This window comes from Alteromonas sp. ABH4_454, from assembly GCF_056311775.1.
This window is the reverse complement of record NZ_CM149972.1, coordinates 2,152,570-2,176,942: the sequence shown is the minus strand read 5'-3', so window position 1 is coordinate 2,176,942 and position 24,373 is coordinate 2,152,570. Positions and strand designations below refer to the sequence as shown.

Sequence of the window (24,373 nt, the reverse complement as noted above, 5' to 3'; positions counted from 1 at the left end):
CTCACTTTTTCATAAACATATAACAAAAAGAGTCTGAAATGGAAAAGCTGTCAATTTCTGATTTACATATTATTTTGGTTGAGCCTTCTGATACACAACGAAAAATTATTACTACGTTGCTGTTAAAGGAAAACGTTAAGGAAATTGACCCAGTCAGTACCCTTTCCGAAGCCCGTTCCGCGGTTAAAGCTCATGGCGCCGATTTAATTGTAAGTGCGATGTACTATGAAGATGGAACCGCACTAGAACTTCTTAAATTCATCAAAGAAGATGATGAATTTAAGAGCATTCCATTTATGCTGGTATCTAGTGAAAACCGATTGAGCAAGTTAGAAGAGTTTAAACAAGCAGGTGTTGCCGCTATCCTTCCCAAACCGTTTGAGCCTCTTCACTTGTCTCGTGCGCTAAATGCTAGCCTTGACCTTATAAACCACGATGAATTAGAACTCGATTTATTCGACGTACACGATGTTCGAGTGCTGCTAGTTGATGACAGCAAGCTTGCAAGGAATCACATTAGACGCGTGCTTGAAGGAATGGGGCTACAGCGAATTCAAGAGGCAGAAAATGGTGCCGCAGCACTTACTTTGATAAAAGACCAAGCTTTCGATCTCGTTGTGACTGACTACAACATGCCAGAAATGGATGGTCGAGAGTTGTCTGAGTTCATTCGTTTTAACCCAGAAACTACCCACATTCCTATTATTATGGTGACGTCTGAATCAGCAGATAGCGCACACATGGCAAACATCCAGCAAACTGGAGTCAATGCGTTATGCGACAAGCCGTTTGAGCCAAATGAAGTGCGCCAAATGCTCTCTGCACTTCTAGGTAACTAGCTTTCACTGAAGCTTATAAAAGCTATGGCCGCATGTCACAAAAAGTTAGCGATTTGCGGCAAACTTATTTTTAGCTCTTTTTCAAGTCCCTCATATCAAAAACAACTATACATTTCGTAAAAATGAGTTGACACAAATAGGGCTTCAACATACATTCATGGTTATGAAACAGAATATAAAGCACGTAGCATTTTTCTTTTTTGCGTTTACATCCTTTAATTAGGGAGGCGCAGTCTACATGCATGAAAACCTCCCTTTAGGGAGGTTTTTTTTTAGCAACATTTTTACACGACTCACACGGGAACCCTATGTCAGACAATGCACTAGATACTGTTAGAGAGCGCATTACCGCTTTAGACAGTGAATTACTCACACTACTCTCGGAACGCAGAAAATTAACCAACGAAGTTGCTGAGACAAAGATAAAGCACCACATTCCTGTAAGAGATCAAAAGCGTGAAGAACAGCTATTAGTTCGCCTAATAAAAGAAGGGCAAGATATCGGCTTGGACCCTCATTATGTAACACAGATTTTTCATGTCATTATCGAAGACTCTGTTTTAAATCAACAAGCTATGCTTGCAGAGCGCGCTAACCCTGGCAGCACCCTGCCATTGAACCGCGTGGCGTTTTTAGGCGACAAGGGCTCTTATTCATATTTAGCTACGCAGAAGTATTTCTCACGCAGACCTGGCGAATTGCTTGAAATTGGCTGTCAAAGCTTCGCTGAAATTGTTCACAAAGTTGAAAGCACAGAAGCCGATTACGCAGTTTTGCCTATAGAAAATACAACATCAGGCAGTATCAATGAAGTGTACGACCAGCTGCAGCATACTCAGCTAAGTATTATCGGCGAGCTTACCCACCCAATTCGACATACCTTATTGGTGGGAACGAACACAAGAATAGATAAGATTAAAACGCTTTATGCGCATCCACAGGTATTTACCCAATGCAGCCACTTCTTAGCGGAACTCGGTAACGTTGAAGTGAAAACCATGGATAGTACTAGCTCTGCCATGTTGACGGTTAGCGAGCTAAAACGCGACGATGTTGCTGCTATAGGAAGCGAAGCTGGCGGAAATCTTTACGGCCTTATGGCAATTAAGAGTAATTTGGCCAACCAAAAGGAAAACCATAGTCGCTTTATCGTTGTGGCACGTAATCCGGTTGTGGTGCCTTTACAGGTGCCGGCTAAAACTACGCTTGTTATGTCTACCGTTCAAAAGCCAGGAGCGCTTGTTGAAGCGTTGCTCGTGCTTCGAGAAAACAGCATAAATATGACTAAGCTCGAGTCTCGCCCAATGCCTGGTAACCCGTGGGAAGAAATGTTTTACATTGATGTGGAAGGCAACGTAGAAGACGGCCCCGTACAAAATGCCCTGGATGCATTGCGAGGTATTACGCGCTACATCAAAGTGCTGGGATGTTACCCAAGTGAGGAAATTAGCCCAACTAAAGTGGCAGCGGCAAGCGCATTGACAAACTAATGCAAAAAAGGCGAGCTCATTGCTCGCCTTCTTATTCATTCTTTTAGTTTACTTATCTCTTAGAAGTTGACCATCATCAGCCTTCAATAACATTTGTTTGCTATCTACTAAGCACTTCTTCGCATAATCTCCAAACCATGCTCCAACTTTCATAAACTGCTCGACAAACCCTTTTTTGTCTCCGTTTTCAAGTAACGATAAGGCGATACCAAAGCGCTCGTAAAAACGACGTAGCAGTGCAAAGTTGTCAGGGTTGTTAAAGATGATATCAGCATAGAGCTGCGGGGACTGGGCAAACAGTCTTCCAACCATTGCTAGCTCTAACCGATAAATAGGTGAGCTAAACATGGTCAGGGATTCAAGGTTAGGATCTTCACCTTTCAAATGTTGCCCGTATACAAAGGTGTTGAAGTGGCGCATGACCTGAATATAGGCCATAGCTTGATCGTGCTCTTGTGCGCTCGAGTCGTGAACTGTGGCACCCCAAATTCGCATTTGTTCAATCAGCCAACTGTACTTGTCGCTGTCACGACCATCACACACTACGACTACCTGCTTAATCATGCCTGGCGCATCTGGGCCAAACATAGGGTGTAACCCAACGACAGGGCCACTGTGTACGGCAAGCATCGCCTCTAAAGGCTTAGCTTTAATACTGGTTATATCTGCGAGCACACAATCTTTTGGTAGCATAGTTAGCTTGCTGATCACGGCTTCTGTTAAGTTTATAGGTACAGCTACGACGACCAATGAAGCATAACTTAACAAAGATGCTGCCCTACCACTTTCCCAGTCGTCTTTTTCCACAACTGAAACATTGTAGTTACTTCGTTCGAACAAGCTCACAAACACACGACCAAGCGCCCCTGCTCCACCTATGACAACAACGTTGTCGACATCAGGTTTCACACAGCGGTATTTGTTGTTCTGCGTATGGTAAGACTCTCGCATTACGCGGCGTAAAAGGTCTTCAGTAAGTTCGGGAGAAACCCCTAGCGCTTCAGCCTGAGCGCGGCGAGACGCGATCAACGCTTTCTCGCGCTCTGGCACGTAAACAGGCATGCCTGCTTGAGCCTTGATCTGGCCTACTTGGGTTGTGATTTGATTGCGTTTAGCAAGTAATTCGACAAGCTGGGAATCCAGCTCGTCGATACCTTCACGCAGCGTATCTAACTGTTTTAAGTGCTGCGATAAATCGGCCATTCTGTCTTATCCTTGAATCAAATGGCACGGGGCTTACGGGCAATATTTATATTGCCCATTAGGCGTCATTTCTTACTAGGCCACCGTGCGCTTATTTTGGCGTAAGGGTAACACAGTTATTAATTTATCTCTGGTTTGAGAGATTAAGTTTTCTGTTGTTTCCCAATCGATACAACCGTCTGTAATTGAAACTCCGTAGTCTAGTTCTTCGGGTTTCTTACCTTCCGCTTTTTGGTTACCGGGCTTCAAATGACTTTCCAGCATAACGCCAATGATAGACTGATTACCTTCTAGGATTTGATTTACCACGTTCTGCGCAACTAACGGCTGGCGGCGGTAATCTTTAGAAGAATTTGCATGGCTGCAATCAACCACTAACCCCGCAGTCAATCCAGCATCCTGAAGCTCGATTTCGCATTCTGATACACATACCGAATCGTAATTTGGCTGCTTACCACCGCGCAAAATGATATGGCCGTCTGGGTTACCACTGGTGCCGATAATGCTTACCTGCCCTTGCTTGTTAATTCCCATAAAACGGTGACCTGACGCCGCTGATTTCAGCGCGTTAATTGCAATATCAAGGCTACCATCTGTACCATTTTTAAAGCCCACTGGCATAGACAGACCACTGGCCATTTCGCGGTGAGTTTGTGATTCAGAAGTACGCGCACCAATAGCAGACCAACTAAATAGCTCAGCAAGGTATTGAGGGCTTATTGGATCTAGTGCTTCTGTAGCAACAGGCAATTCCAGCTCAGCTAACCAAATTAGAAGCTCTCTCGCTTTGCGAAGACCGGTTTCAATATCAAACGTACCATCAATATGAGGGTCATTAATTAAACCTTTCCAACCCGTTGTAGTGCGCGGCTTTTCAAAGTACACACGCATAACGATAAACAGCGTGTCTTTGCATGACTCATGAAGCTCTTTAAGCTTAAGCGCATACTCTTTGGCTGCTTCGATGTCGTGTATGGAGCATGGACCACACACTACGAGTAATCGGTGGTCGCGGCGATGAATAATATCTGAAACAATCTTTCTAGACTCAGAAATGGCCGCTAACGCTTTGTCTGATACAGGCAATTCAGCACTAAGCGCTTCTGGGGTAATAAGTACGTCTTCTGTACTTACGTGAACATTATTTACGGTGTCCTTGATCATGGGAGTTCTCTTACTCTCTTAACTACAAATAAAAACGGAAAATTAAACGCCAAAAGAGTGTGCAATCTGCATGTAAACTTTATTGTACAACCAGCTTTTTCTATATTTCTTTAACGTCATTGACTTTTTAACAACTTACGAATAATAGCGCAAGCAATAACGAATAATACTTTAATCTAGGGTAGATTCGAAGCAAATGAGCATGACTAAATGGCAATGCCCCATATTTAAAGCTCAAATTTTAATCGGCAGTGAGGTTTAATCCTTTTTACTTAGCTTCCCCATATTGTAAGCGTCACCCATAAGTACTTCACCAGCCATCGCACTCGATAATACTGCTATTACAAATAACATCTCTCTGGCATTCTCGATACCAGCAAAAAAGCTCCAAGCAGCAAACATCAACACCGATAATCCCAATTGGTTAGCAATGAATTTAATATATATTTTCTTCACTTTTGATCCCCGAAGAAGCCAAGCAAGCTTACGTTACTGATGCACATCTCCGTGCACCTTAAATTTATGCATCTTAAATTTATTTATCTCAGGTTATTGACGGGCATAAGTAAGCTAAATTTCTCATTTATTGGCTAGGTTTTGTATGATTGCCACAAAGGAATAATAACGAGAACACAATGCAACATTTAACCATCACCTATACTGGCGACGTAGCTACACTAACCATGACAGATGGTGAAAACCGCCATAACCCTGTATTTGCAAAAGAGATGCTTTCAGCTTTAGGTGCTATTAAAAGCAATGAAAGCTGTAAAGCACTGGTGATCACATCAAACGATGAGAAATGCTTTAGCTTAGGCATCGATACCGATTGGCTGATGCCGGCTATGAAAGCGGGTCGCACAGAAGAAATAAAGCAGTTCATGCATGACATGGACGATGTCTTTAAAACCCTGCTCCTCTACCCGCTTCCTGTTATCGCTGCCATCAATGGTCACGCCTTTGGCAATGGAGCAATTTTGGCGTGTGCTTGCGACTTTAGATTCATGCGCTCAGACAAAGGCTTCTTCTGTTTCCCTGAAGTAGACTTGTCTATTCCTTTTTTACCGGGAATGATTGAGTTTGTTAAAAAGGCGATGCCTTATTATCGGTTTAACGAAATGAAGCTTTCTGGAAGACGGGTTTCAGGTAAAGAGTTAGAGAAAGATCATGTAATAGAGAAGGCATATGATACACAGGAAAGCTTGCTGGAAGGTGCATTGAACTACGCAAAAACCTTTGATAAAAAGCGAGGTATATTTGGTGAGCACAAAAAACGACTGCACAAACATATTATTCACACTATAGACAGCGAAAATAAGCCACTTATTGAGGCGCTTTCTCTTATGGCTTAATTGTCTTTGAGGACGGGTATTACATTTAACAGGGCTATGTAAGCCAAGAGGTTAACATAGCCTTACGCAGTAATTTTTTTATATAAACTCATTTATCGTTAGTGTTTTTTTCTGAAAGCTTCGACGTCCTTTTTCTGAACAAGTCTACATTCACTCCCCAATGAAGTGATGCTATCCGCAGTAAAACGGTTACGCCAACTGAGCCTAAAATACACCAAATATAGGGGATATCTACTGCAAATAGCGCAGCATACGTCAACCCCCCCGCAAAACAGGCGCTCGCATAGACATCTCCACGCATAACATAAGGCACTTCTCTGCACACCACGTCCCTCATCAAGCCACCAAAGATGCCTGTGGTCATTCCCATGGTTAAAGCGACAATCATCCCTGTACCGCTAATTAAGGCTTTTTCGATACCTATTACGTTAAATATAGCGAGCCCTATGGTATCAATCAGAATGAAGTAGAAATTTGAAGGGGATGGAAAATATCGTATCAATATCACAGTTACGAAGATCGCACTGTAAGTTGCTAGAATGTATTCGGAGGCTTCTACCCAGAATATCGGCTTTCCCAAAAGTAAGTCTCTTAGCGTACCTCCGCCAAGCGCCGTCATAACGCCCACTACCACTATTCCAAAACCGTTAATATTTTTCTCGTGTCCTAGCAGTGCACCTGATATGGCGAAGAAGGCAACACCCATAATGCCTAGCACAATAAAATATTCGGAAGTCATTCTACACTCTATTAAAAAACCTTAATGTATGTAATGGATAGAACAGGAAAAAGATCGAAATTCAGGCACAAAAAAGCCCGCTTGAAGCGGGCTTTTTCGAAGTTAACAATAACGCAAGGATTAGTAATCTTAGTTAAGCTTCTCTTTGATACGTGCAGATTTACCTGAACGCTCACGTAGATAGTAAAGCTTAGCACGACGAACCGCACCGCGACGTTTAACTTCAATTGAAGAAACTGCCGGGCTGTGTGTTTGGAACACACGCTCAACGCCTTCGCCGCTAGAAATTTTACGCACGGTAAAAGACGAGTGCAGACCACGGTTACGCTTAGCGATAACAACACCTTCATATGCCTGAAGACGCTCTTTGTCACCTTCGGTAACGCGAACTTTAACAACTACTGTGTCACCTGGACCAAACGCAGGAACATCAGTCTTTAGCTGTGCTTCTTCGATTTTTTTGATGATATCTTGACTGACTTTGCTCATCATATCCTCTCGTCCTAGTTAACTGTCATCTTGCTGCAGTTGCGCTTGGAATAATTCAAGCAAACGCTGCTGCTCCTCAGTCAGAGCTAGGTGATTTAACAATTCAGGGCGACGCTGCCAGGTTCTACCTAATGATTGCATCAATCGCCACTGCCTAATTTTTTCATGGTCCCCACTTAACAACACATCAGGTACCTTTTGACCATCGAGTATTTCGGGCCGCGTATAGTGCGGACAATCCAAAAGACCGTCAGTGAAAGAATCTTCAACTGCTGAAGCTTTATGCCCCAACACGCCAGGAACTAATCGAGCAACCGCGTCCATAAGGACCATTGCTGGCAGTTCACCGCCGCTTAGCACGTAATCACCAATAGAGACTTCTTCATCTACATGGCTTTCAATTACTCGCTCGTCGATGCCTTCATATCGGCCGCAAATTAAAATTGTGCGGTCAATGTTAGCAAGGCGCTGTACGCCTGCTTGGTCAAGGGGTTTCCCTTGTGGTGATAAGTAGATCACCTTACTTTTTTCGCCACCCACTTTCTTGGCGGCTTGTATCGCGTCAGTTAGCGGTTTTACCATCATCAGCATACCGGGGCCGCCTCCGTAGGGGCGATCGTCTACTGTACGATGGCGATCATGTGTAAAGTCACGGGGGTTGAAGGTGTCAACCGATACCGTTCCAGACTTAACAGCTCGTCCTATCACACCCTGTTGGGTAAAAGGGGCAAACATATCTGGAAACAGGCTAACAACGCCAAACCACTTTTCCGGTGTCACTTAAAACCCCGGGTCCCAGTCAACTTTAATGACCTTCGCTTCTTTATCCACCTCTTGTACGACTTCGTCGAACACAAAAGGTAATAGTCTTTCTTTTTGACCAAAAGCATCGCCTACATTCGCTTTAACGTGGATCACGTCGTTAGCACCTGTATTAAACACTTCTTTCACCACACCCAAGTCGTAACCTTGCGTTGTTACCACTTTCATGCCGGTGAGCTCACGCCAATAAACCCCTTCGTCGCCTAAATCAGGCAGCTGTGAAGCATTTATGTTGATATCCAAGTTTTTGATGCGCTCGGCATCATCTCGACTATCAACGCCCACAATTTTTGCAACGAGGCTTTTACCGTGCGGTCGCCACTGGTCAATTTGGTATTCTTTTTCTTCGCCAAGAAACCATGGCGTGTACTCGAAAATACCTTCTGGCGTTTCTGTATAGCTGTTGATTTTGACCCAACCTTTAACACCGTACGGTGCGCCAATTTTGCCAACAATCACTTTGTCAGACGCTAGACTCATCTATACCACCAGTTAATAACAGCTTACGCTGCAGATTTTTTCGCTTCTTTTACCAAGCTAGAAACGCGATCTGATAAGCTCGCGCCTACGCCAACCCAGTAATCTACACGCTCTAGATCTACGCGAAGACGTTCCGCTTGACCTTGTGCAGTTGGGTTGAAGAAACCGATGTTTTCAATGAAACGACCGTTTCTTGCACGACGGCTATCAGCCACCACTAGTTGATAAAATGGACGCTTTTTCGCGCCACCACGCTGTAAACGAATAGTAACCATAAATGCCTCAAACTCGTTGTAGCGTTACCGTTAACTTAAGCCTTCATTCAGCGACTAAAAATTAGACGCCAATTGGAAGGCCGCCGAATTATACGGATATCACCGTTCAATGCAAGTAAAAGTCTTGTTTAACTTATAATATTTTGTTGGTAATACGCGTTTAGAACAATGCAAAGAAGACACCGTTTAAACCTATCCCATTTTTAAACGACGGTTATAAATGGCGCAAGGTTACACTTGCGTCATTATAGTCGTAGGGAACGTTTTGGCACTGTGCGTTTTTAAGCTCTTGCGACTCTGTCTCTCTTGCCTCGGCAGGTTTGCCGGATTTGAGTATTAAACTGGGGAAACCTTGGGCGCCGATACTACGAGCCATATGCATTTCTTCGTTAAGTTTCTCAACAGTACTTTCACTATTAAGCGCTAATTTAAAGCGCTCGACATCAAGCCCTATTTCTTCAGCAAATGCTATCAAGGTATCAAAATCCGAGGGGTTTCTTGCGTTCAAGTAGTACCCTTCTTGAATTGCCTTGATCATTGCTTTCTCTACTATTTTTGCTTCATCACTATCTTTAGCCTGCGCTTTAGCCGCAATAACTGCTCGACACGAAGGATAGGTCGAACGGCGGGGCTGACATTGTGTCCAAAAGTCGTAATTAAACTGGGTGCCTGGCACTCGTTCTTGAATAGTTTTCCAGTATCCAGCAATAGTAAGCTGCATTTGTTCAGGCATCGGCACATCACTATCTGGTGCAAGACCGCCAAGTAAATAGACAACCTCAATATCACTGGGCAAGTCACTTTGTATTTTTTCCCAAGTGGGAACAAACGCCCAGCACCAGCTGCACATGGGGTCGTGCACGTAATATAAAGTTCGCTTCTCTTCCATCATTGTCACCTTTGCTGGCCGCTGTCTAACGAAAACACTTAATTTTTCACGCAAGTTAACGCTACAAATATTTAGCTTTATTAATTTACTGCGTTAATTGTTTAATACTTCACTCAATTCTCATCCCAGCGTAAATACTGCCGCTGTAGTCGCATTGGTTACGTCCAATGTACACGCTTTACCGTATAATCCAATCATCAATGTCAAATGGCGCTCTAGAGACAGCGCTATAACGAAGTAACGCACGCAACGAGGTAATTTTGACGACACCGCTACCAACCGTATCAACAAAGCAAGTCTTAAAGTGGATTGGCTCACATTTACTTCAATATAAAACAAGAGTTGTAGGCGCTGTCATCGCCCTTTTTACCGCAGCTATCGCATGGCTTTTACTTGGACAAGGCATTAAGTACGCGATAGATAGCGGCTTTATCGAAAACGCTGCCGACACCTTAAACAAAGCTACGGTTATGGTTCTTGCTATAACCATCATCGCCTGTTTAGCAACTTATGCGCGCTTTTACTTAATGACTTGGCTCGGCGAACGGGTTAGCGCAGATATTCGAAACCAGGTATATGCGCATCTTCTCTCGCTTCCGCCGTCATTTTTCGCAGAACTTCGAACAGGAGAAGTAATATCTCGATTTACCAGCGATACGACAATCATCCAGACTGTGGTGGGAATGAGTTTGTCGATGACCCTTCGCTCGGTCGTGACTTTTGTTGGTGCACTGGCCCTTATGACCTTTTCCAGTCCCCTTCTTACCTTCTGTGTAATTGTTGCAGTACCCGCGGTGCTGGTTCCTATCAAAGTACTGGCGCCTCAAGTACGCCGTTATGCCAAAGAAAGCCAGGACAAAGTGGCAGATTTGGGTGCACGAATTGATGAAAGTTTACATGAAATTATGACCGTACAGGCCTATACCGCTGAAAATGCTGAGCGCCTGCACTTTTCTAGAAAAGTTGAGCTTGCCATGGATGTAGCCAAAAAGCGTATCCATTACCGTTCATTACTGATTGGCTGCATTATGTGTATCAGCATGACAGCTATTATTTTTATTGCCTGGGTAGGCGCAAGGCAAGTACTTGACGGAACCATGACAGTAGGCGAGCTTTCTGCCTTTCTTTTCTATGCCGTTATGGCTGGCGGCAGTGTGGCTACTATTAGTGAAGTCATAGGCGAAGTACAGCGTGGTGTGGGGGCGAGCGAGCGTTTATACGAACTATTTACTACTGAGTCAGCTATTAAACCTGTATCAGATGAGGCAAACAAAATTACCGAGCCTAAGCACACAGTAGAATCTAACGTCAAAGAGGTTGAAAATAAGGTTTCAATTTCCAAGGCTGCCCCTCGAATTCAGTTGGACAAAGTTTCCTTTGCATATCCAGATAGTAAACCTTTGTTTGATAACTTGGACATTGATATACAAGCTGGAGAACGCCTTGCTTTAGTTGGCGCGAGTGGCGCAGGTAAAACCACCCTCTTTCAATTGCTAATGCGTTTTTACGACCCAAGTAGCGGGCAAATTCTGTTTAACGGGATGCCGATTAACAAAATGCCCGTTAATGTACTGAGGCAGCATATTGCGATTGTCACTCAAGAGCCCGTAGTATTTGCAGATACCGTAATGGAGAACATTCGTTACGGCAGCCCTGAAGCCTCCGATGAAGCCGTAGTAAATGCGGCAAAGCAAGCCTTTGCTCACGAATTTATTGATAGCCTTGATGAACGTTATAACACCCAGTTAGGCGAAAGGGGCGTGAAGCTTTCTGGTGGCCAAAAACAACGTATTGCTATTGCTCGCGCTATTTTGGCCGACCGCCCAATTTTACTGCTCGATGAAGCGACGAGCGCGCTTGATGCCATGAGTGAACGTATGGTTCAGCAAGCGATAGATAGACTAATGGTAGGCAAAACCAGCATCGTCATAGCCCACCGACTTGCAACAGTACAGCATGCTGACCGTATTTTGGTTATGGATAAAGGCAAGGTTGTAGGAAGTGGCAATCACGCTACTTTGATGAAAAGCGATACCCTGTACAGGGAATACGCTGAACTGCAATTGCTTAGCTGAACCGCCTGTGGTGCTATACGGTACAAACAATTAGGTTAACCAATCGGCTATTAAACATCCGTTTTGGTCATACAAAAATAAAGGGTTTACTGCTCTCTACAGCGATGAGCAGAGTAAACTTAACTAACGCTACGGGTTTAAAATGAAATATTCAGTCTATGATGCATTAAAGACATGGACACGTCTTTGTGCTCTTTTTTTAGTGATGGTATCAACTGCGAACGCGCAGTTTATGGGAGATAGACAAGCGAAGCTTGTTGTGACCAAGCCCATTCAATTTATGAACGAAACACGAAAAGTTGAAGCGGTTGGCAGTGCAGAAGCCGTACGCTCTATCGTGTTATATCCTGCCGTTTCTGATGAAGTAACAGAAATTAACTTCGTACCGGGCCAATCGGTGGAGAAAGGCAAGGTATTGGTTCGCCTTGACGATAGACGACAACAAACTGCATTAAAGCGCGCTAAACTTACTCTAGAAGACGCCCAGCGCACGGTAGAGCGCTTAGCCTCAAGCTATAAGCAAGGTGCAGTACCCGTTAGCGAACTAGACCTAGCACGCACTCAGCGTGATCTTGCTGAGGTCGCATTAGAAGAAGCGAAAGCAGATTTAGAAGACAGACATATTGTCGCGCCTTTTGACGGCATTGTTGGAATTACCGACGTAGAGGTAGGCGATCGGATTAACGAACAAACGGTTATCACCACGCTCGATAATAGAAGCAAGCTTTTTATCAATTTCAAAGCCCCTGAAGCCGCCCTTCCTGTTTTGCTCAATGCGCCGAACGTCACACTTGAACCTTGGAGCGATAAAGAACAACTGGTGAAAGCCGAAATAGCGCAAGTCGATTCTCGTATTAATGAAGCTGACCGCACCCTTCGTGCACGCGCACTTTTAGATAACTCATCTGATAAATTCCGTCCGGGTATGAGTTTTAGAGTTAACTTAAGCATTGAAGGTGATCGCTACGCTGCCGTGCCTGAAGCCGCGTTACTGTGGGGAGCAACCGGTGCGTATATTTGGCTTGCTGAAGATGGGAAAGCCAAACGTGTGGATGTAAGTGTCCATCAGCGTTTAAGAGGAACTATCTTAGTATCCGGCGATATTAAAGAAGGCGACGCATTAATTTCAGAAGGCGTACAGCGCTTACGTACAGGCCAAGAAATTACTACTGAATTGGCCGGAGGGCCTCAAGGTGAGTGATCCAAATCTATCGTCTACAGTTAGTGATCTTCCCTCACTCTCAATACGACGCCCAGTTTTAATCGTTGTTCTCAATCTGCTTATTGCCATTGCAGGCCTTGCCGCTTTAAGCGGGCTTGAGGTTCGAGAACTCCCCGATGTTGATACCCCTCGCGTTACGGTTACAGCGCAATTTCCCGGCGCTTCCCCTGAAACCGTGGATGCGGAAGTTACTGGCCGACTGGAAGGTGCAGTTGCCCGCGTTAGCGGTGTGAAAAATATATACGCGCAAAGCGAAGAAAACTCTGCCCGCGTACGTGTAGAGTTTCGCCCTGGCGTCAACTTAGAAGATGCCGCCAATGAAGTGCGTGAATCTGTAAGTCGCGTACAGCGTCAACTTCCTGAGGACGTAGAGCAAGTGGCAATCATTCGCGCAGACAGCGATGCTCAAGCGGTAGTTAGCCTTGCTATCTCTAGTGATACCCTGGATATGGAAACACTCACCGAGCGCGTCGATACAGACGTAGCGCCTTTGTTTCTCAGCATTCCCGGTGTTGCGGATGTTACCCTAAACGGCGATAGAGAACGTGTCTTGCGCGTATCCGTTGACCCGCTTCGCCTTACCAGCTTTAGTCTTTCCATGAGTGATATAGCCGACGCCCTATCGCTCGCGCCTTTTGATGTTCCCGCAGGCAGTATACAATCGGCAGAACAGGCGCTTATTGTGCGAGCTGATGCAACGTCAGTCTCGGCAGAAGATGTTGGCAATATTGTTGTAAGTGGTGATATTCGCATTAATGATGTCGCCAGTGTTTACTTTGGCCCCGCCGATACCACCAGCGTGGTTCGCTTAGACGGCACACCAGTAATCGGTGTGGGCGTTATTCGACAAGCTAGCTCTAATACCATAGAAATTTCTGATGAAGTGCTCGCCATGGTCAAAGATCTCGACAAGCGCTTTACCGACATGCACATCACGGTAACGGCAGACGACGCGGAGTTTATTAGAGATTCTGTGAAAGAAGTTGTGATATCGCTTAGCCTTACCGTCGCTTTAGTGGTGGTGACGTTATTGGTATTTATTGGTTCATGGCGCGCAACCATTGTTCCGGCGCTTTCTATTCCTGTATCGCTAGCGGGTGCCTTGGCAATTATTTGGGGTATGGGTTTTTCAATTAACATCCTTACCCTGCTCGCCCTCGTTTTGGCCACGGGTATGATTGTGGACGATGCGATTGTTGTTTCTGAAAATATTCAGCGTCGCAGAAGTATGGGGTTAGGTGCTCGTGCTGCAGCCGTAATCGGCACACGTGAAGTATTTTTTGCCGTAGTGGCAACCACCGCAGTACTTGCCTCTGTATTTATTCCCATTGCATTCCTTCCTTCAACCGCTGGGCGTCTGTTTAGAGAGTTTGGTGGAGTATTAGCTGGTGCAGTTGTTATCTCCTCTTTTGTTGCACTTTCCTTGGTACCTGCGCTTACCGCACGCCTAAAAGTAAAAGAAACAAAAAGCGGCGGCTTGTTTAGTAAAACCTTTGGACGCTTTGGTAATGCGTGCCTTGGTGTATATCAAGCTTCACTGCTAAAAGCCCTTAAGTATGGCTGGGTAGTGGGCATACTTAGCCTAGCCGCTGGCGGTGGCGCTTATATATTGTCACAAAATATCGATAATGAGCTTTTGCCAAGCGAAGACAGAGGCACAATTCGGATATTTGCCCGCGGCCCTGATGGCGCTGGGCTGAACTTTATGGATAGACAAGCAGAAAAAATGGAAGAGCTGCTGCTTCCTTATGTTGAAAACGGCACCATAGATTCGATTTACACGGTAGTTGGCTCATGGGATCCGAACATTGTATTTATTACCGCACCGCTTAAGCATTGGGATGAACGTGACAAATCACTTCAAGATGTCGTCAACGAAATTCGTCCTAAGCTTCAGCAGATACCTGGTGCACCTGGAAACGCTTTTGGAGGCAATAGCCTTAACTTGCGCGGTCAAGGTGGCGGTTTGGAGATTGCGCTTACCGGTGATACCTATGAAAACATATTTCTAGCAGCGCAAAACTTTTCCCGCCAGCTTGAGGAAAAACTTCCTGAGCTTGGCAGACCCAGAATAAGCTACGACCCTACCCAACCACAAATGCGCGTAAATATAGACCGCCGTCGTGCAGAGGAGTTAGGCGTGCCCCTTACCGACATCGCCAGTACGCTGCGCGCTGCCGTTAATGGCGATGACATTGCCGATTTAAACGTAGGCGATCAGGCCATTCCTATTATGCTGCAAACTAATAATCGCAGTACGCTAGACCCGTCAGAGCTTACGAGCCTGTATGTAAAAAGCGTTGATGGAAATTTAGTACCGCTTTCTAGTGTGGCATTTATTAGCGAAGAAGGCGTTGCTGCTGAACTAGAACGTCAAGCCCAGCGACGGGCAATAAAAGTGGAAATGGAACTACCAGAAGATGTGGCACTTAGTGAGGTGGTAGATCAAATACGCACGCTAGCGCTTGATACTTTGCCCGATGGCATCGGGTTGGTCTTTTTAGGTGAAGCACAAACCTTTGAAGAAACGTCCAAACAGGTCGCGCTTACTTATATTTTAGCGTTTGTCATCGTTTTGCTTGTACTAGCTGCCCAATTTGAAAGTGTGAATAGCGCCGTTGTTGTTATGCTTACCGTGCCCTTTGGTATTGCAGTTGCGGTCTACGCGCTGTTTTTAACCGGCACTAGTATTAACATATACTCGCAAATCGGACTAGTTATGTTAATTGGCCTACTTGCCAAAAATGCCATTCTACTGATTGAGTTTGCCGACCAGCTTCGCGATAAGGGTTATGATATTTATGATGCTATTGTTGAGGCTGGCAAGGTGCGTTTACGTCCTATTATGATGACCTTAGTTTCTACAATTCTAGGTGGCCTGCCCTTGATTCTATCTACGGGTGCAGGTGCTGAAGCACGTAATGCAATTGGTTGGGTAGTGTTCGGCGGGCTGGGTATCGCGGTGGTATTTACTCTTTACCTTACGCCTGTGTTATATCTCGCTCTTGCCCGCTTTACCAAGCCTCGTGCAGACGAAAGCGCTAAGCTTGAAAAAGAAATGGAAGAAGCGAACGCTCAGCACTCTTAAAATTTTCCCGCTTAGATAGGCGCTACGCCTATTTAAGCGGTACTTAATGTTTGCCCCATGTTTACGTACTTGACTTGTGCTTAAACCCTTTTCAAACCGATAATAAATAGTCGCTTTGCCAGTCAGGGAGCGTTAAGAAATAAAAGAGACACCTCAGCCACGGGCGTAGTAACAAACACAATTGTTATTACGCATAGGCTTAGGCGTTTTTAGTTGAAATACTGCAGAAATACGAAAGACAAATAAATCGCGTTATGAGGACTAAACTTCTTACTAGCTCTTACAAAAAGCTTTAACTTTAGTCTTGCCTGTAAAGGCCAGAAGCTGATCTACCATCCTCTCGAAGTAAGGGTTATACGTGAGCCTTGCATACACTCTTTCTTCTTTATCACTGCTAAGCCTGTTGTTTTCGACCTCTGGTTCAAATCCCCAAGGTCCATACCATACTTCTTCCCCTGCTTTGCAGCGCGCTTCAGCATCACTCCCTTGGCCGTTGTCACAAATGCGAAACCTACTTTCCGTTCCATACAAGGAGTTATGCTCAGAAAAAAGTGTACTCATATGAGAAGCCGCGCTAATTCGCTGTTCGGGTAAGTTCATGGTTTGCATGATGAGTGTATTATCAGGCACTTCAGGTTTCTTCTCTCCCTGCCACAATAGACACTTACGCGGATGAATGAAATTATCTCTAAATTGTTCAGCAATATTTTTGGTATCAACCACGCTGTCTTTTTCGGCCACCACCATTAGCACAGGAAGGTTCAAAGTTCGCTTTCCTTCTGATTGAGAAAACAACTCTTGAAGCACGTTTACGCTTTCCTGATAGGCAGCGAATCCGGGCATAGCGGTGGAATTATAACGGCTGGGGTTATCTTCCTCTTCTACATTAGGCCAAGGAAACAATGAATCAATATAAGGCGCCAAACGGGACACAAAAAAGCGTGACTTAAAGGCCGGTGAAAAATGCATAAGCCCTTTAATATCGAGCTCGTCGGCCATTGAAAAACTTGCAATAGTGGTTAAATTTGCCCCCGTTGAGAAGCCCCCTATGTAGAGGTTATCTACTTCTTCAGAAAACAGCTTTATGTGGTGATTGGTTTCAGCCTGCCACTGTTCATAGTTAACGTTTAGCATGTCCCCTGGCTTTGAGCCATGCCCAGGTAGCAAGATGGTTCTTACATGTATGCCTTCATCACACAAGGCGTTTGCCACATCGCGAAAGAAATAAGGTGAATCGCCAAGGCCATGAACCAATAACACACCGATGTCACGGTATTGTGTGCCACATTCAAAAGGCATGTTCATGGCAATTTCTTGCGTTTTGTTGTCGGATATAAATGCCCTGTGCTTTAAAAGGTAGCCCTCAACGTCTTTTAAATAATCGTCGAAGGGTTGTACACCAACTGGGAACGCTTGTGCACTTACCTTAAATTGAGACGCACTTACTTGAGAGACTGGGGGATGAATAGCACCCGCTTAACACGAACAACGCGAGAGAAGCAGCACATAAATATGCTGCTTTCAATGAGTGTTCTTGTATTTCTGGACGCACTTTGGGGCGCGTTAGCTGGCGCAACTTTTTTCGCATTAGTTAGAAAGACACCTACGATGCTTTAAAGCAATTATTGTAATGTATCTTTGCCTGAAACTAATGCCTTGGCGAGTAATTTATGAGTAAGTAATGATAGAAGCTCGGTTTCTTCTTCACTTCGCTCACCATCTACACCGGTAATCGCCATAGCCACCTCTAACGTTTTGTCTGCGTCAAACGATAGATCATTTTTGAGGCTTTTTAAAAAAGTGACAGTATCGCCGGTGTCGATGGCCTTTCGGGCTTGATAAATAGTGTCGTTTAGAAATGCTTCGCGACAGATTGGGCTTTGCCAATCTAACGATTCAACCATAGCATTCAGGTAGTCTTGTTCAGTCAATGTTACCATTCCATCGACTTGATAAAGTAAAACTGAAAGCTTGATAAGGGCTTGGTTAAAACTTTGTTGTTCTGATAATTGCATAACTCTCTTCCTCTTCGTACTGTACGCAGCAGTACCACAACATGCTCTGCATCCTAGCAGTAGCGAAAATTTTCTGTGCCTACATCGAGCTATTAAACATCGAACGCATTAAAGCGCTTATTGACTGCTTTTAAGACCTGCCAACCTTTACTTTGGTTCCAAAGGCTACAGGACTAACAATGTAGACCGCTCGATTGACGGTAACATTACGCAGCGATGAAGCTTTTAGTTCACGATGTTAAATAAGTGTAAACACCTATTGCATTATAGGACTTTTTTGGCAGGTTCCAAGTGGTAGCCATCGCAAAATACGAAGGGCTTTTGTGGAGTATTGAATTGAACGAATATTGAAGTTGTCTTTGATTCTCTGCAAATCACAGCTAAACAAAAAGTCTGGCACGCTCTTGATTTGCGAGGGCCAGACTTAATTCGACGAGATTTAGGTGCGCACAAAATTCGACATCAACGCAGGCCCAACGTGATGTCATTTATATAGAAGTTACCTGTATAGATTTTATCGTTATTACCGTGAGATTCTAATGCAAAAAACTGCTTATCTTCATCGTTTAGGGCTTGATACCCACCAATTACCTGATAAATCCACACCTCTGGGTCAAAGTCTAAAGCGTGCTCTTCAAAATAATTCAGTGCCGTTTTAGGCTGGCCTGAATCAATCACCTCACAGAAATAGGCTTCAACTGCCTGCTGAAGGGGATCTTTTTCTAGCGACAGAGTGGATTGCTCGGTCACATCAATGTCAACAGGCTTAGTATCTTCGTGCTGAGACTGGCGTTTGTGTACATGAGTCAACGACGACACAATACTTTGATAATCAGCTTCATGCTCAACGTTATTCACATCAGGCGCTGCGTTGGCAATAATCGAATCTGATTGATTAAACAATACTGGCACATTGGTTAGATTAGCATAGTTACCCGGCGCGAAATCAGGCTGCTGCTCCATGTGTAGCAAAAACCCTTTAAGTAACCGTGTACGACCTTGAAACTCTCTAAACCGGCCTAACAGGTCTAATAAACGCGCTTGTACAACAGATAGCTCTTGTGCGGCTTTAGAAAAGCGCTGCTGGAGTGATACTACCAATAAGTGGCGTAGCTCGCGGTTAGACCCAGCCAGTTCACTTAACTCATCGAAGCGGAAACACTCAAGCTGAGCGAGCAAATCCGTTACCTGCCCCTGCGCTAGCTCGTTTTCGCGAATTTTAGCTTCAACCGACGACACATAACCGAATTCATTGTTAATACGGCCGAACATCACACGTACACTGTTACTTAGTGATTCAGAAAGCTGATAGACGTGTTCTGTTAAATCCCCCATGTGGGCTGCTGCTTCATTATATTTATTGTAGTGAAGCGCTTCTTTATAATGCTCGGTTAACGTTTTAAGACTAGCCAGCGAGGCACCGATATTCGCATTAATTGTACGGTTACGTTCGTCTTGCAAGCTTCCTTCTAGAAGCGTTCTTACCGCACTTTTTAAGCGCAATTCACTTTGCGCTTCGGGACGCCATAAGACGCCCAATTGAACGAGCTGCTCCAATACTTTTGGGCTGTGGTCGCGCTCTTTCACTGAACCATTAACATACGCCTGCATAATAAGGTCGCTGTGACGCCCCAGTGCGTTTAATAGTTTGGTCCCCGCTTGAATTAAAACCTGGCTCATATCAAGCTACCTTGCGAAATAGCGGCCTCCGCCTGCTCAGACAAACTCAGCGCTTCGGTTTCGTCGATAAAGCGCAGCATTTCGTAAAGGTGTTCTATCTTACCTGTGCCCAAATAGATTTGTTTATCCGGGTTAGGTTTAATCAGGTAACCCATTTCTGTTAAGCGTTTAAAAACCTGCTTTAGCTGTCCATCTAAGTTCACGCTGGTAGAGCCGAACATACGATAGCGCGAAATTTTCTCTAGTTGCTCTGCATAGGCCGGCGTGTCTTCAATAGTTGTTTGCAGCTCGTTCAAACGAATAGCGCTGCCCATGGTTATTGGCATGTCAGATTCATTTGCTTGTTGAACTAGTAATAACCACTCTACCAGAGGCACTAGATTAGACGCTGTATCTTGAAACTGCTGGGTTAGTACTTTACGTTCGTTTTCACCTATGGTGAGAAAGCTAGCAAAGAAAACATCACCTTCTGCGGTAGTTGAGAGTGTGCGGTTCAGCAATGCTAAGTGAGGCTCTAGCTGTGCAGCGTTATCTCTTGATTTAAGAAAACGCCACGCCTCTTCATCGGTCACCTGACAAATAAACGCGCCTTGTAAAAGTGCACTTAGTACACGGCCTTGTTCTGTCATCATGCTGAAGTCTCCTTGCCTGCTACTTCACTGTTCTTTTCAGCTTCTTTTTTTAGTTTTATGCGTGCGCCTATCGAACTTGCTTTCGGTTGAACTACCTGCAATTGGCGAGTTACTTTATCTATCAAGTAGCGGTTTTCGAATAGCGTCAATACTTCCGATTCTGGATTCGGGAATGCACCGACTACACTAATGTTATTGTTTTGACACGCTTCAAAGATTTTCTTCACGTTGTTTTGGTGAAGTGTACCTAGTTCATCGATCGGCCAATGCACGGTGGCGTCGGCATCGCCGCGCAGCAGACGGGTGAAAGCGAGTAAGAATTTACACAGAATAAGGTAGGCCATACCGTGGCTTGATGATTCATTAAGCTGGCGGTCGGTACGGATAACAAGGTCGCTGTTCCCCTCACGTAGATGAAGCTCGATATCAAGTAGCTTACTGATGCCGCCCGTAAGCGCTGCACGGCCAAGAATATCAAGAACCCGGCGCATACTTTGACCGTACTCTTCCTCTGGTAACTCGTTAGCCCCCTCTTCCATCCAGTGCTCATAGAGCTTTCTGAATTGCTCAAGTTCGGGCCAGAATTCAAGTTCGCTAATACGTGAACGAATTTTAACGGCCGAGTCTGATACACCATCAAGGGAAAGATCGCCGTCTACCTCTTGGGTAATGCGGCGGCTTTGCGACACAATGCGTTTATCGATATCGGCAAGAACAAAATAGTATTGCGAAAGATCAGCACCGAATATACGGCCTTGTTCACGTAAGCCTTGCAGCTTTTGCGGAACAATCACGTTCAGAAGCTGTGCAAGGTGCGACACCATGCGGCGGTGATCAAAGCTCTTCACGCCGTGGGCGTTCAGCGTAGCGCACTCTTCACGGGCGCGCTCCCAGGTGTCGGATAAACCTGTACCTGCTTGCGCTGCTATAAGCTGATCAAACCTTTCTACATAAGCTCGTACATCGCTCAATAAGTTTTCACGTTCCTGAAGCTGGCTTTGTACTTCTGAGATACGTTGACCAATACTGACATCGTCATGCTTAATTTCAGCCGTTTCATCACCAGCCTGAAGCGTAAGCTTGGCAAGTGATTTACTTAAGGTTTTAACCTGTTCTAGGTGCTCACTGGCAGTTTTAAGCGTAGTTTCAAGCTGCCCATGCTGTTCTTGAAGCTGTTCGCGATTAGCTTTATAGGTAGCTTGTTTGCTGGCTAAATTACGCTCAGATTCGCCCAGTAACTTGCGCGACTTAGACAAACCTTCTTGCCATACCACTTTTTGCTTGGTAAACACGTTAGTGTACCAACGTTCATAGTCGGCTACTTTATGACGGTGGGTTTCAGTGCGCGTAATGTCTTCTTTAAGCTTATTGATTTGCTTTTTAAGCTGACCTATTTCATCAACATCCACACCGCGATTGCTCAATTCGCTTTCCAGCCAATCCTGCATATCTTTTCGGTCTTGAGCAGCACTGTCCTTCGCTTTTCGCATATCGCTATCAAGCTGAGAAATCCGCGCTTCACTATCAGCGATGAGCTGCTGCCAATGGAACTTGTGCTCAGTTTCGGCTTCACGCTGCTGATCTTTGATTTCGTCTCGGCTAAGCTCAAACTGAGCTTTTGCTTGCTTTTGAGACTGCTGATTCGCTTCAAGCTTAGTTTTGGCTTTTTGCTTACGTGCAGAAAGCGCCTGCTGATATTCGCTAAGTACCGTATCGCGGTCTTGCTGTGCACGTTTACGGCTGGCTTCGGCACTTTTAACGGCGTTGTCTTTTTGGGTAACCACAAGCTCGGCGTTGCGCACGTCTTCGTTGGCTTTCGCTAGGCGCTGCTCACATTCGTTTTGGGCGGCTAGAGCAGCGGCCTGACGAATTTCAGCTTCTTGCAATTGCTGCTTAAGGGCTTGCTCGGTAAAGGCATAGTCTGGGGTGTCAAGTTCAGTAAGTGCTAACTTAACGCCCATAAAGGTATCGCTGGCATCCTGTGCATCTTGTGCATCCTTTGCCATAGCAGGCGCTAAATCAGTGCGTTCTAGTAGCTCAGGGCGAACAACTTTACCTAAGGATAACTCCCAGTCATCGACGTTGGCGCGCAAGAACTCAAGTAGCGAGCCTTCGCCAGGGTAAAGAAGCGCATTAATTTTGTTAACCGCTTTTTCTTCTTGTTGAAAGGCGTTGCGTGCTTTATCTAACGCATTTGAACATTCTTTACGAAACTCAACTGATTTGCTGTGCGCCTGCTGCGCTTGTCGCAGTTCACCGCGCGCTGCATCTTCATTGATAGATGCTTCTTTAATGGCCGCATCAAGAATATCGAGTTGAGATTGTTCAAACTCGTTGTAGCCTGCATTACTCAATGAAGCTTTCAGTTCAGCTTCCGCGACTTTTAGCTCATTTAAACTATTTTGGTAGTCGTTCTGAAGCGCACTTAGCTGACTATTGTAGTCGCTCTGAATGCGGCTTAACGCCTCACGCTCGCTCTGCTGCTGCTCAGCTTTATTTTCTGCGGCTTCTTGGCGTGCGGCTGACATTTCTTCTAGAGTAATTGACAGCTTTTCACCTAGCTCAGCCAAGCGCTTGTTGTAGGCCGACTCAATATCTTGGTGTTTTTCAGTAAGCAGTACATAGCGACTATCGGCCATGGCTTTTTCATTTTGCCACTGCGACAAATTTGCGACGTCTTCTTTAAGCTGCTCAATATTTTCGTCTTGCCACTTATCGAATTCACGCTCTACCGTATCAAGTTCACTGGTGAACTTCTCAACATCAGCGCGAGCAGAAGAAATTACCTGGTTTAGGTGATCACGGGTATCACCCCACTCGCTGTCCGTTTGTTTGCGCTGGAAGCTATTCTCATCCAATTCATTTTTCGTTGTTTCAACGCGCGCAGCCAAGTAGGTCTTATCAAGCTCGAAGCTATGCTTAAGGTTAGCAAGCACTTGCTCAGTGCTCGTTAGCGCCATGTCCGCTTGCTCGAGTTTAGAAAACTCAGGACGAATTTTGTCGAATTGTTTAATTAAGTGACATTCTTTAATCCAGTCATCAACCCGATGGCGGCTAAGGCCTGAAGTAGGCGGCGTAACCCCATCCTCTTCTAAAATAGCGGCAATCATGGCTTTAATGGTTTCCATCTTGCCTTCTTTAGAGTGCACCGCTTTAGCCAGTTTCTCGATGTGGCGCATGTGTTTCGACGGTTCGCAAAGGCTGAAGATTTTGGCGTAGCCTAATAGCTCACGGGCATTGTTACTCTGGTTAAGCACACCGTGGTCGTTTTGAATGATGGCGCGGAAGTCTTTGGTATTAAGTAAGCTGGTTACCAATATGTTGTTGCGCTTCATGGCACGTGCAAGCTCGGCGCTACTTACACTGGCGTGTTTACCGTTCTTTTGTTCTATTAAATAATCACTGATTTCAAATGGCTTACCGATTAAACGATAATTGACGCCGGTTCCGTTTGAGCTTAATACAGCTTGGCATAGGTCGCCTTCAGCGCGTGTATATTCATAGATAATAAAGCTAGATAAACGCGGTAAGTACCAGCGTTCAAAGCTGTCACGGGTTGCTGGTACCACACGACTAGGGTATTCGCCGTAAAACACGGGTATAAGTCGCTGAAGCGTGGTTTTACCCGACGCATTGGTACCACAAATATTGGTGTGTCCATCAAGCTTTAGTTCGACCACGCCTGGTAAATGCGTGTCGATAAGAATAATACGTTTTAAGCCTGCCATAGTGTTCCTGTATCAATAACTCTGCTGTGTGAATCCTCACACAGCACAAAATTGTGCCTGCTTTGATATACAAAAAAGCGGTATATCGAATAGAAGCCGCGCACATGCGCACGATGTAGCCCGTCAGTGTATTATGAATTCACGAATTTGCACAGATGCGCAATGATTTGTTGGTTACAAAGCACGCTATG

General features: G+C 45.1%; 20 protein-coding genes. 6 read left to right on the top strand and 14 right to left on the bottom strand.

Translation table 11 applies throughout. The features are described from left to right. The first annotated feature begins 38 nt into the window (after positions 1 to 38). Positions 39 to 839, top strand: coding sequence for a response regulator (locus ACYX4W_RS09440; protein WP_118489812.1), 801 nt, complete (start codon positions 39 to 41; stop codon positions 837 to 839). A gap of 308 nt (positions 840 to 1,147) precedes the next feature. Further along, positions 1,148 to 2,329 (top strand): prephenate dehydratase, encoded by a 1,182-nt coding sequence (gene pheA, locus ACYX4W_RS09435; protein ID WP_474854487.1) that lies wholly within the window; start codon positions 1,148 to 1,150, stop codon positions 2,327 to 2,329. Positions 2,330 to 2,377: 48 nt separating this feature from the next. Here the strand turns inward: pheA and tyrA are convergent, their stop codons facing one another. The 3 genes from tyrA to ACYX4W_RS09420 form a co-directional block, all read right to left on the bottom strand. Then, positions 2,378 to 3,532: a bifunctional chorismate mutase/prephenate dehydrogenase gene (gene tyrA / locus ACYX4W_RS09430; RefSeq protein ID WP_474807905.1), complete on the bottom strand. Its 1,155-nt coding sequence runs from the start codon at positions 3,530 to 3,532 to the stop codon at positions 2,378 to 2,380. Positions 3,533 to 3,607: 75 nt separating this feature from the next. After that, entirely contained in the window at positions 3,608 to 4,696 is a 1,089-nt protein-coding gene (locus tag ACYX4W_RS09425) for a 3-deoxy-7-phosphoheptulonate synthase (protein ID WP_474807907.1), read from the bottom strand. A gap of 258 nt (positions 4,697 to 4,954) precedes the next feature. Then, positions 4,955 to 5,152, bottom strand: coding sequence for a hypothetical protein (locus tag ACYX4W_RS09420; protein ID WP_474807909.1), 198 nt, complete (start codon positions 5,150 to 5,152; stop codon positions 4,955 to 4,957). Positions 5,153 to 5,331: 179 nt separating this feature from the next. Between ACYX4W_RS09420 and ACYX4W_RS09415 the strand changes: the two genes are divergently transcribed. Beyond that, a complete protein-coding gene (locus ACYX4W_RS09415; RefSeq protein ID WP_474807910.1) occupies positions 5,332 to 6,048 on the top strand; it encodes an enoyl-CoA hydratase/isomerase family protein in 717 nt (238 codons plus the stop codon). Positions 6,049 to 6,136: 88 nt separating this feature from the next. On the opposite strand, the gene ACYX4W_RS09410 is transcribed toward ACYX4W_RS09415, so the two are convergent. From ACYX4W_RS09410 to ACYX4W_RS09385, 6 genes are all read right to left on the bottom strand, one after another. Further along, on the bottom strand, positions 6,137 to 6,787 hold the full coding sequence (locus ACYX4W_RS09410; protein WP_474807912.1) for a trimeric intracellular cation channel family protein: 651 nt from the start codon (positions 6,785 to 6,787) through the stop codon (positions 6,137 to 6,139). Between the two features lie 129 nt (positions 6,788 to 6,916). Further along, positions 6,917 to 7,276, bottom strand: coding sequence for a 50S ribosomal protein L19 (gene rplS, locus ACYX4W_RS09405; RefSeq protein WP_024015986.1), 360 nt, complete (start codon positions 7,274 to 7,276; stop codon positions 6,917 to 6,919). An 18-nt stretch (positions 7,277 to 7,294) separates the two neighbouring features. Continuing rightward, entirely contained in the window at positions 7,295 to 8,056 is a 762-nt protein-coding gene (trmD, locus tag ACYX4W_RS09400; protein WP_334057805.1) for a tRNA (guanosine(37)-N1)-methyltransferase TrmD, read from the bottom strand. Beyond that, positions 8,057 to 8,578 (bottom strand): ribosome maturation factor RimM, encoded by a 522-nt coding sequence (rimM, locus tag ACYX4W_RS09395; protein ID WP_179982811.1) that lies wholly within the window; start codon positions 8,576 to 8,578, stop codon positions 8,057 to 8,059. 23 nt (positions 8,579 to 8,601) lie between these two features. Continuing rightward, a complete protein-coding gene (rpsP, locus tag ACYX4W_RS09390) occupies positions 8,602 to 8,853 on the bottom strand; it encodes a 30S ribosomal protein S16 (RefSeq protein ID WP_105931878.1) in 252 nt (83 codons plus the stop codon). A gap of 214 nt (positions 8,854 to 9,067) precedes the next feature. Continuing rightward, complete coding sequence (locus ACYX4W_RS09385) at positions 9,068 to 9,742, bottom strand: DsbA family protein (protein WP_476075359.1); 675 nt, start codon at positions 9,740 to 9,742, stop codon at positions 9,068 to 9,070. 260 nt (positions 9,743 to 10,002) lie between these two features. Here ACYX4W_RS09385 and ACYX4W_RS09380 point away from each other — a divergent pair, with 260 nt between their 5' ends. The 3 genes from ACYX4W_RS09380 (at position 10,003) to ACYX4W_RS09370 (ending at position 16,127) form a co-directional block, all read left to right on the top strand. Next, positions 10,003 to 11,817, top strand: coding sequence for an ABC transporter transmembrane domain-containing protein (locus ACYX4W_RS09380; RefSeq protein ID WP_476075358.1), 1,815 nt, complete (start codon positions 10,003 to 10,005; stop codon positions 11,815 to 11,817). 142 nt (positions 11,818 to 11,959) lie between these two features. Further along, positions 11,960 to 13,018: an efflux RND transporter periplasmic adaptor subunit gene (locus tag ACYX4W_RS09375; RefSeq protein ID WP_476075357.1), complete on the top strand. Its 1,059-nt coding sequence runs from the start codon at positions 11,960 to 11,962 to the stop codon at positions 13,016 to 13,018. Beyond that, positions 13,011 to 16,127: an efflux RND transporter permease subunit gene (locus ACYX4W_RS09370; protein ID WP_476075356.1), complete on the top strand. Its 3,117-nt coding sequence runs from the start codon at positions 13,011 to 13,013 to the stop codon at positions 16,125 to 16,127. The genes ACYX4W_RS09375 and ACYX4W_RS09370 overlap by 8 nt, the downstream gene beginning before the upstream one ends. A gap of 273 nt (positions 16,128 to 16,400) precedes the next feature. Here ACYX4W_RS09370 and ACYX4W_RS09365 read toward each other — a convergent pair whose 3' ends face one another. From ACYX4W_RS09365 to ACYX4W_RS09345, 5 genes are all read right to left on the bottom strand, one after another. After that, a complete protein-coding gene (locus ACYX4W_RS09365) occupies positions 16,401 to 17,432 on the bottom strand; it encodes an alpha/beta hydrolase (RefSeq protein ID WP_476075355.1) in 1,032 nt (343 codons plus the stop codon). A gap of 317 nt (positions 17,433 to 17,749) precedes the next feature. Continuing rightward, on the bottom strand, positions 17,750 to 18,142 hold the full coding sequence (locus tag ACYX4W_RS09360) for a TerB family tellurite resistance protein (protein WP_025254566.1): 393 nt from the start codon (positions 18,140 to 18,142) through the stop codon (positions 17,750 to 17,752). 462 nt (positions 18,143 to 18,604) lie between these two features. Further along, on the bottom strand, positions 18,605 to 19,822 hold the full coding sequence (locus ACYX4W_RS09355) for a phosphoenolpyruvate carboxylase (RefSeq protein ID WP_474807924.1): 1,218 nt from the start codon (positions 19,820 to 19,822) through the stop codon (positions 18,605 to 18,607). After that, entirely contained in the window at positions 19,819 to 20,454 is a 636-nt protein-coding gene (locus ACYX4W_RS09350) for a condensin complex protein MksE (protein ID WP_014978725.1), read from the bottom strand. The genes ACYX4W_RS09355 and ACYX4W_RS09350 overlap by 4 nt, the downstream gene beginning before the upstream one ends. Then, on the bottom strand, positions 20,451 to 24,182 hold the full coding sequence (locus tag ACYX4W_RS09345; protein ID WP_476075354.1) for an ATP-binding protein: 3,732 nt from the start codon (positions 24,180 to 24,182) through the stop codon (positions 20,451 to 20,453). Before ACYX4W_RS09345 ends, ACYX4W_RS09350 begins: the two co-directional genes overlap by 4 nt. Between the last annotated feature and the right edge of the window lie 191 nt (positions 24,183 to 24,373).

Bases quoted from the DNA above. Each gene is read 5' to 3' on its own strand.
- ACYX4W_RS09410 (WP_474807912.1), bottom strand. From the start codon at position 6,787: ATGACTTCCGAATATTTTATTGTGCTAGGCATTATGGGTGTTGCCTTC.
- ACYX4W_RS09385 (WP_476075359.1), bottom strand. From the start codon at position 9,742: ATGGAAGAGAAGCGAACTTTATATTACGTGCACGACCCCATGTGCAGC.
- ACYX4W_RS09355 (WP_474807924.1), bottom strand. From the start codon at position 19,822: ATGAGCCAGGTTTTAATTCAAGCGGGGACCAAACTATTAAACGCACTG.
- rpsP (WP_105931878.1), bottom strand. From the start codon at position 8,853: ATGGTTACTATTCGTTTACAGCGTGGTGGCGCGAAAAAGCGTCCATTT.
- ACYX4W_RS09425 (WP_474807907.1), bottom strand. From the start codon at position 4,696: ATGATCAAGGACACCGTAAATAATGTTCACGTAAGTACAGAAGACGTA.
- tyrA (WP_474807905.1), bottom strand. From the start codon at position 3,532: ATGGCCGATTTATCGCAGCACTTAAAACAGTTAGATACGCTGCGTGAA.
- ACYX4W_RS09415 (WP_474807910.1), top strand. From the start codon at position 5,332: ATGCAACATTTAACCATCACCTATACTGGCGACGTAGCTACACTAACC.
- rplS (WP_024015986.1), bottom strand. From the start codon at position 7,276: ATGAGCAAAGTCAGTCAAGATATCATCAAAAAAATCGAAGAAGCACAG.
- rimM (WP_179982811.1), bottom strand. From the start codon at position 8,578: ATGAGTCTAGCGTCTGACAAAGTGATTGTTGGCAAAATTGGCGCACCG.
- ACYX4W_RS09365 (WP_476075355.1), bottom strand. From the start codon at position 17,432: ATGAACATGCCTTTTGAATGTGGCACACAATACCGTGACATCGGTGTG.
- ACYX4W_RS09350 (WP_014978725.1), bottom strand. From the start codon at position 20,454: ATGATGACAGAACAAGGCCGTGTACTAAGTGCACTTTTACAAGGCGCG.
- ACYX4W_RS09345 (WP_476075354.1), bottom strand. From the start codon at position 24,182: ATGGCAGGCTTAAAACGTATTATTCTTATCGACACGCATTTACCAGGC.
- ACYX4W_RS09375 (WP_476075357.1), top strand. From the start codon at position 11,960: ATGAAATATTCAGTCTATGATGCATTAAAGACATGGACACGTCTTTGT.
- ACYX4W_RS09360 (WP_025254566.1), bottom strand. From the start codon at position 18,142: ATGCAATTATCAGAACAACAAAGTTTTAACCAAGCCCTTATCAAGCTT.
- pheA (WP_474854487.1), top strand. From the start codon at position 1,148: ATGTCAGACAATGCACTAGATACTGTTAGAGAGCGCATTACCGCTTTA.
- ACYX4W_RS09440 (WP_118489812.1), top strand. From the start codon at position 39: ATGGAAAAGCTGTCAATTTCTGATTTACATATTATTTTGGTTGAGCCT.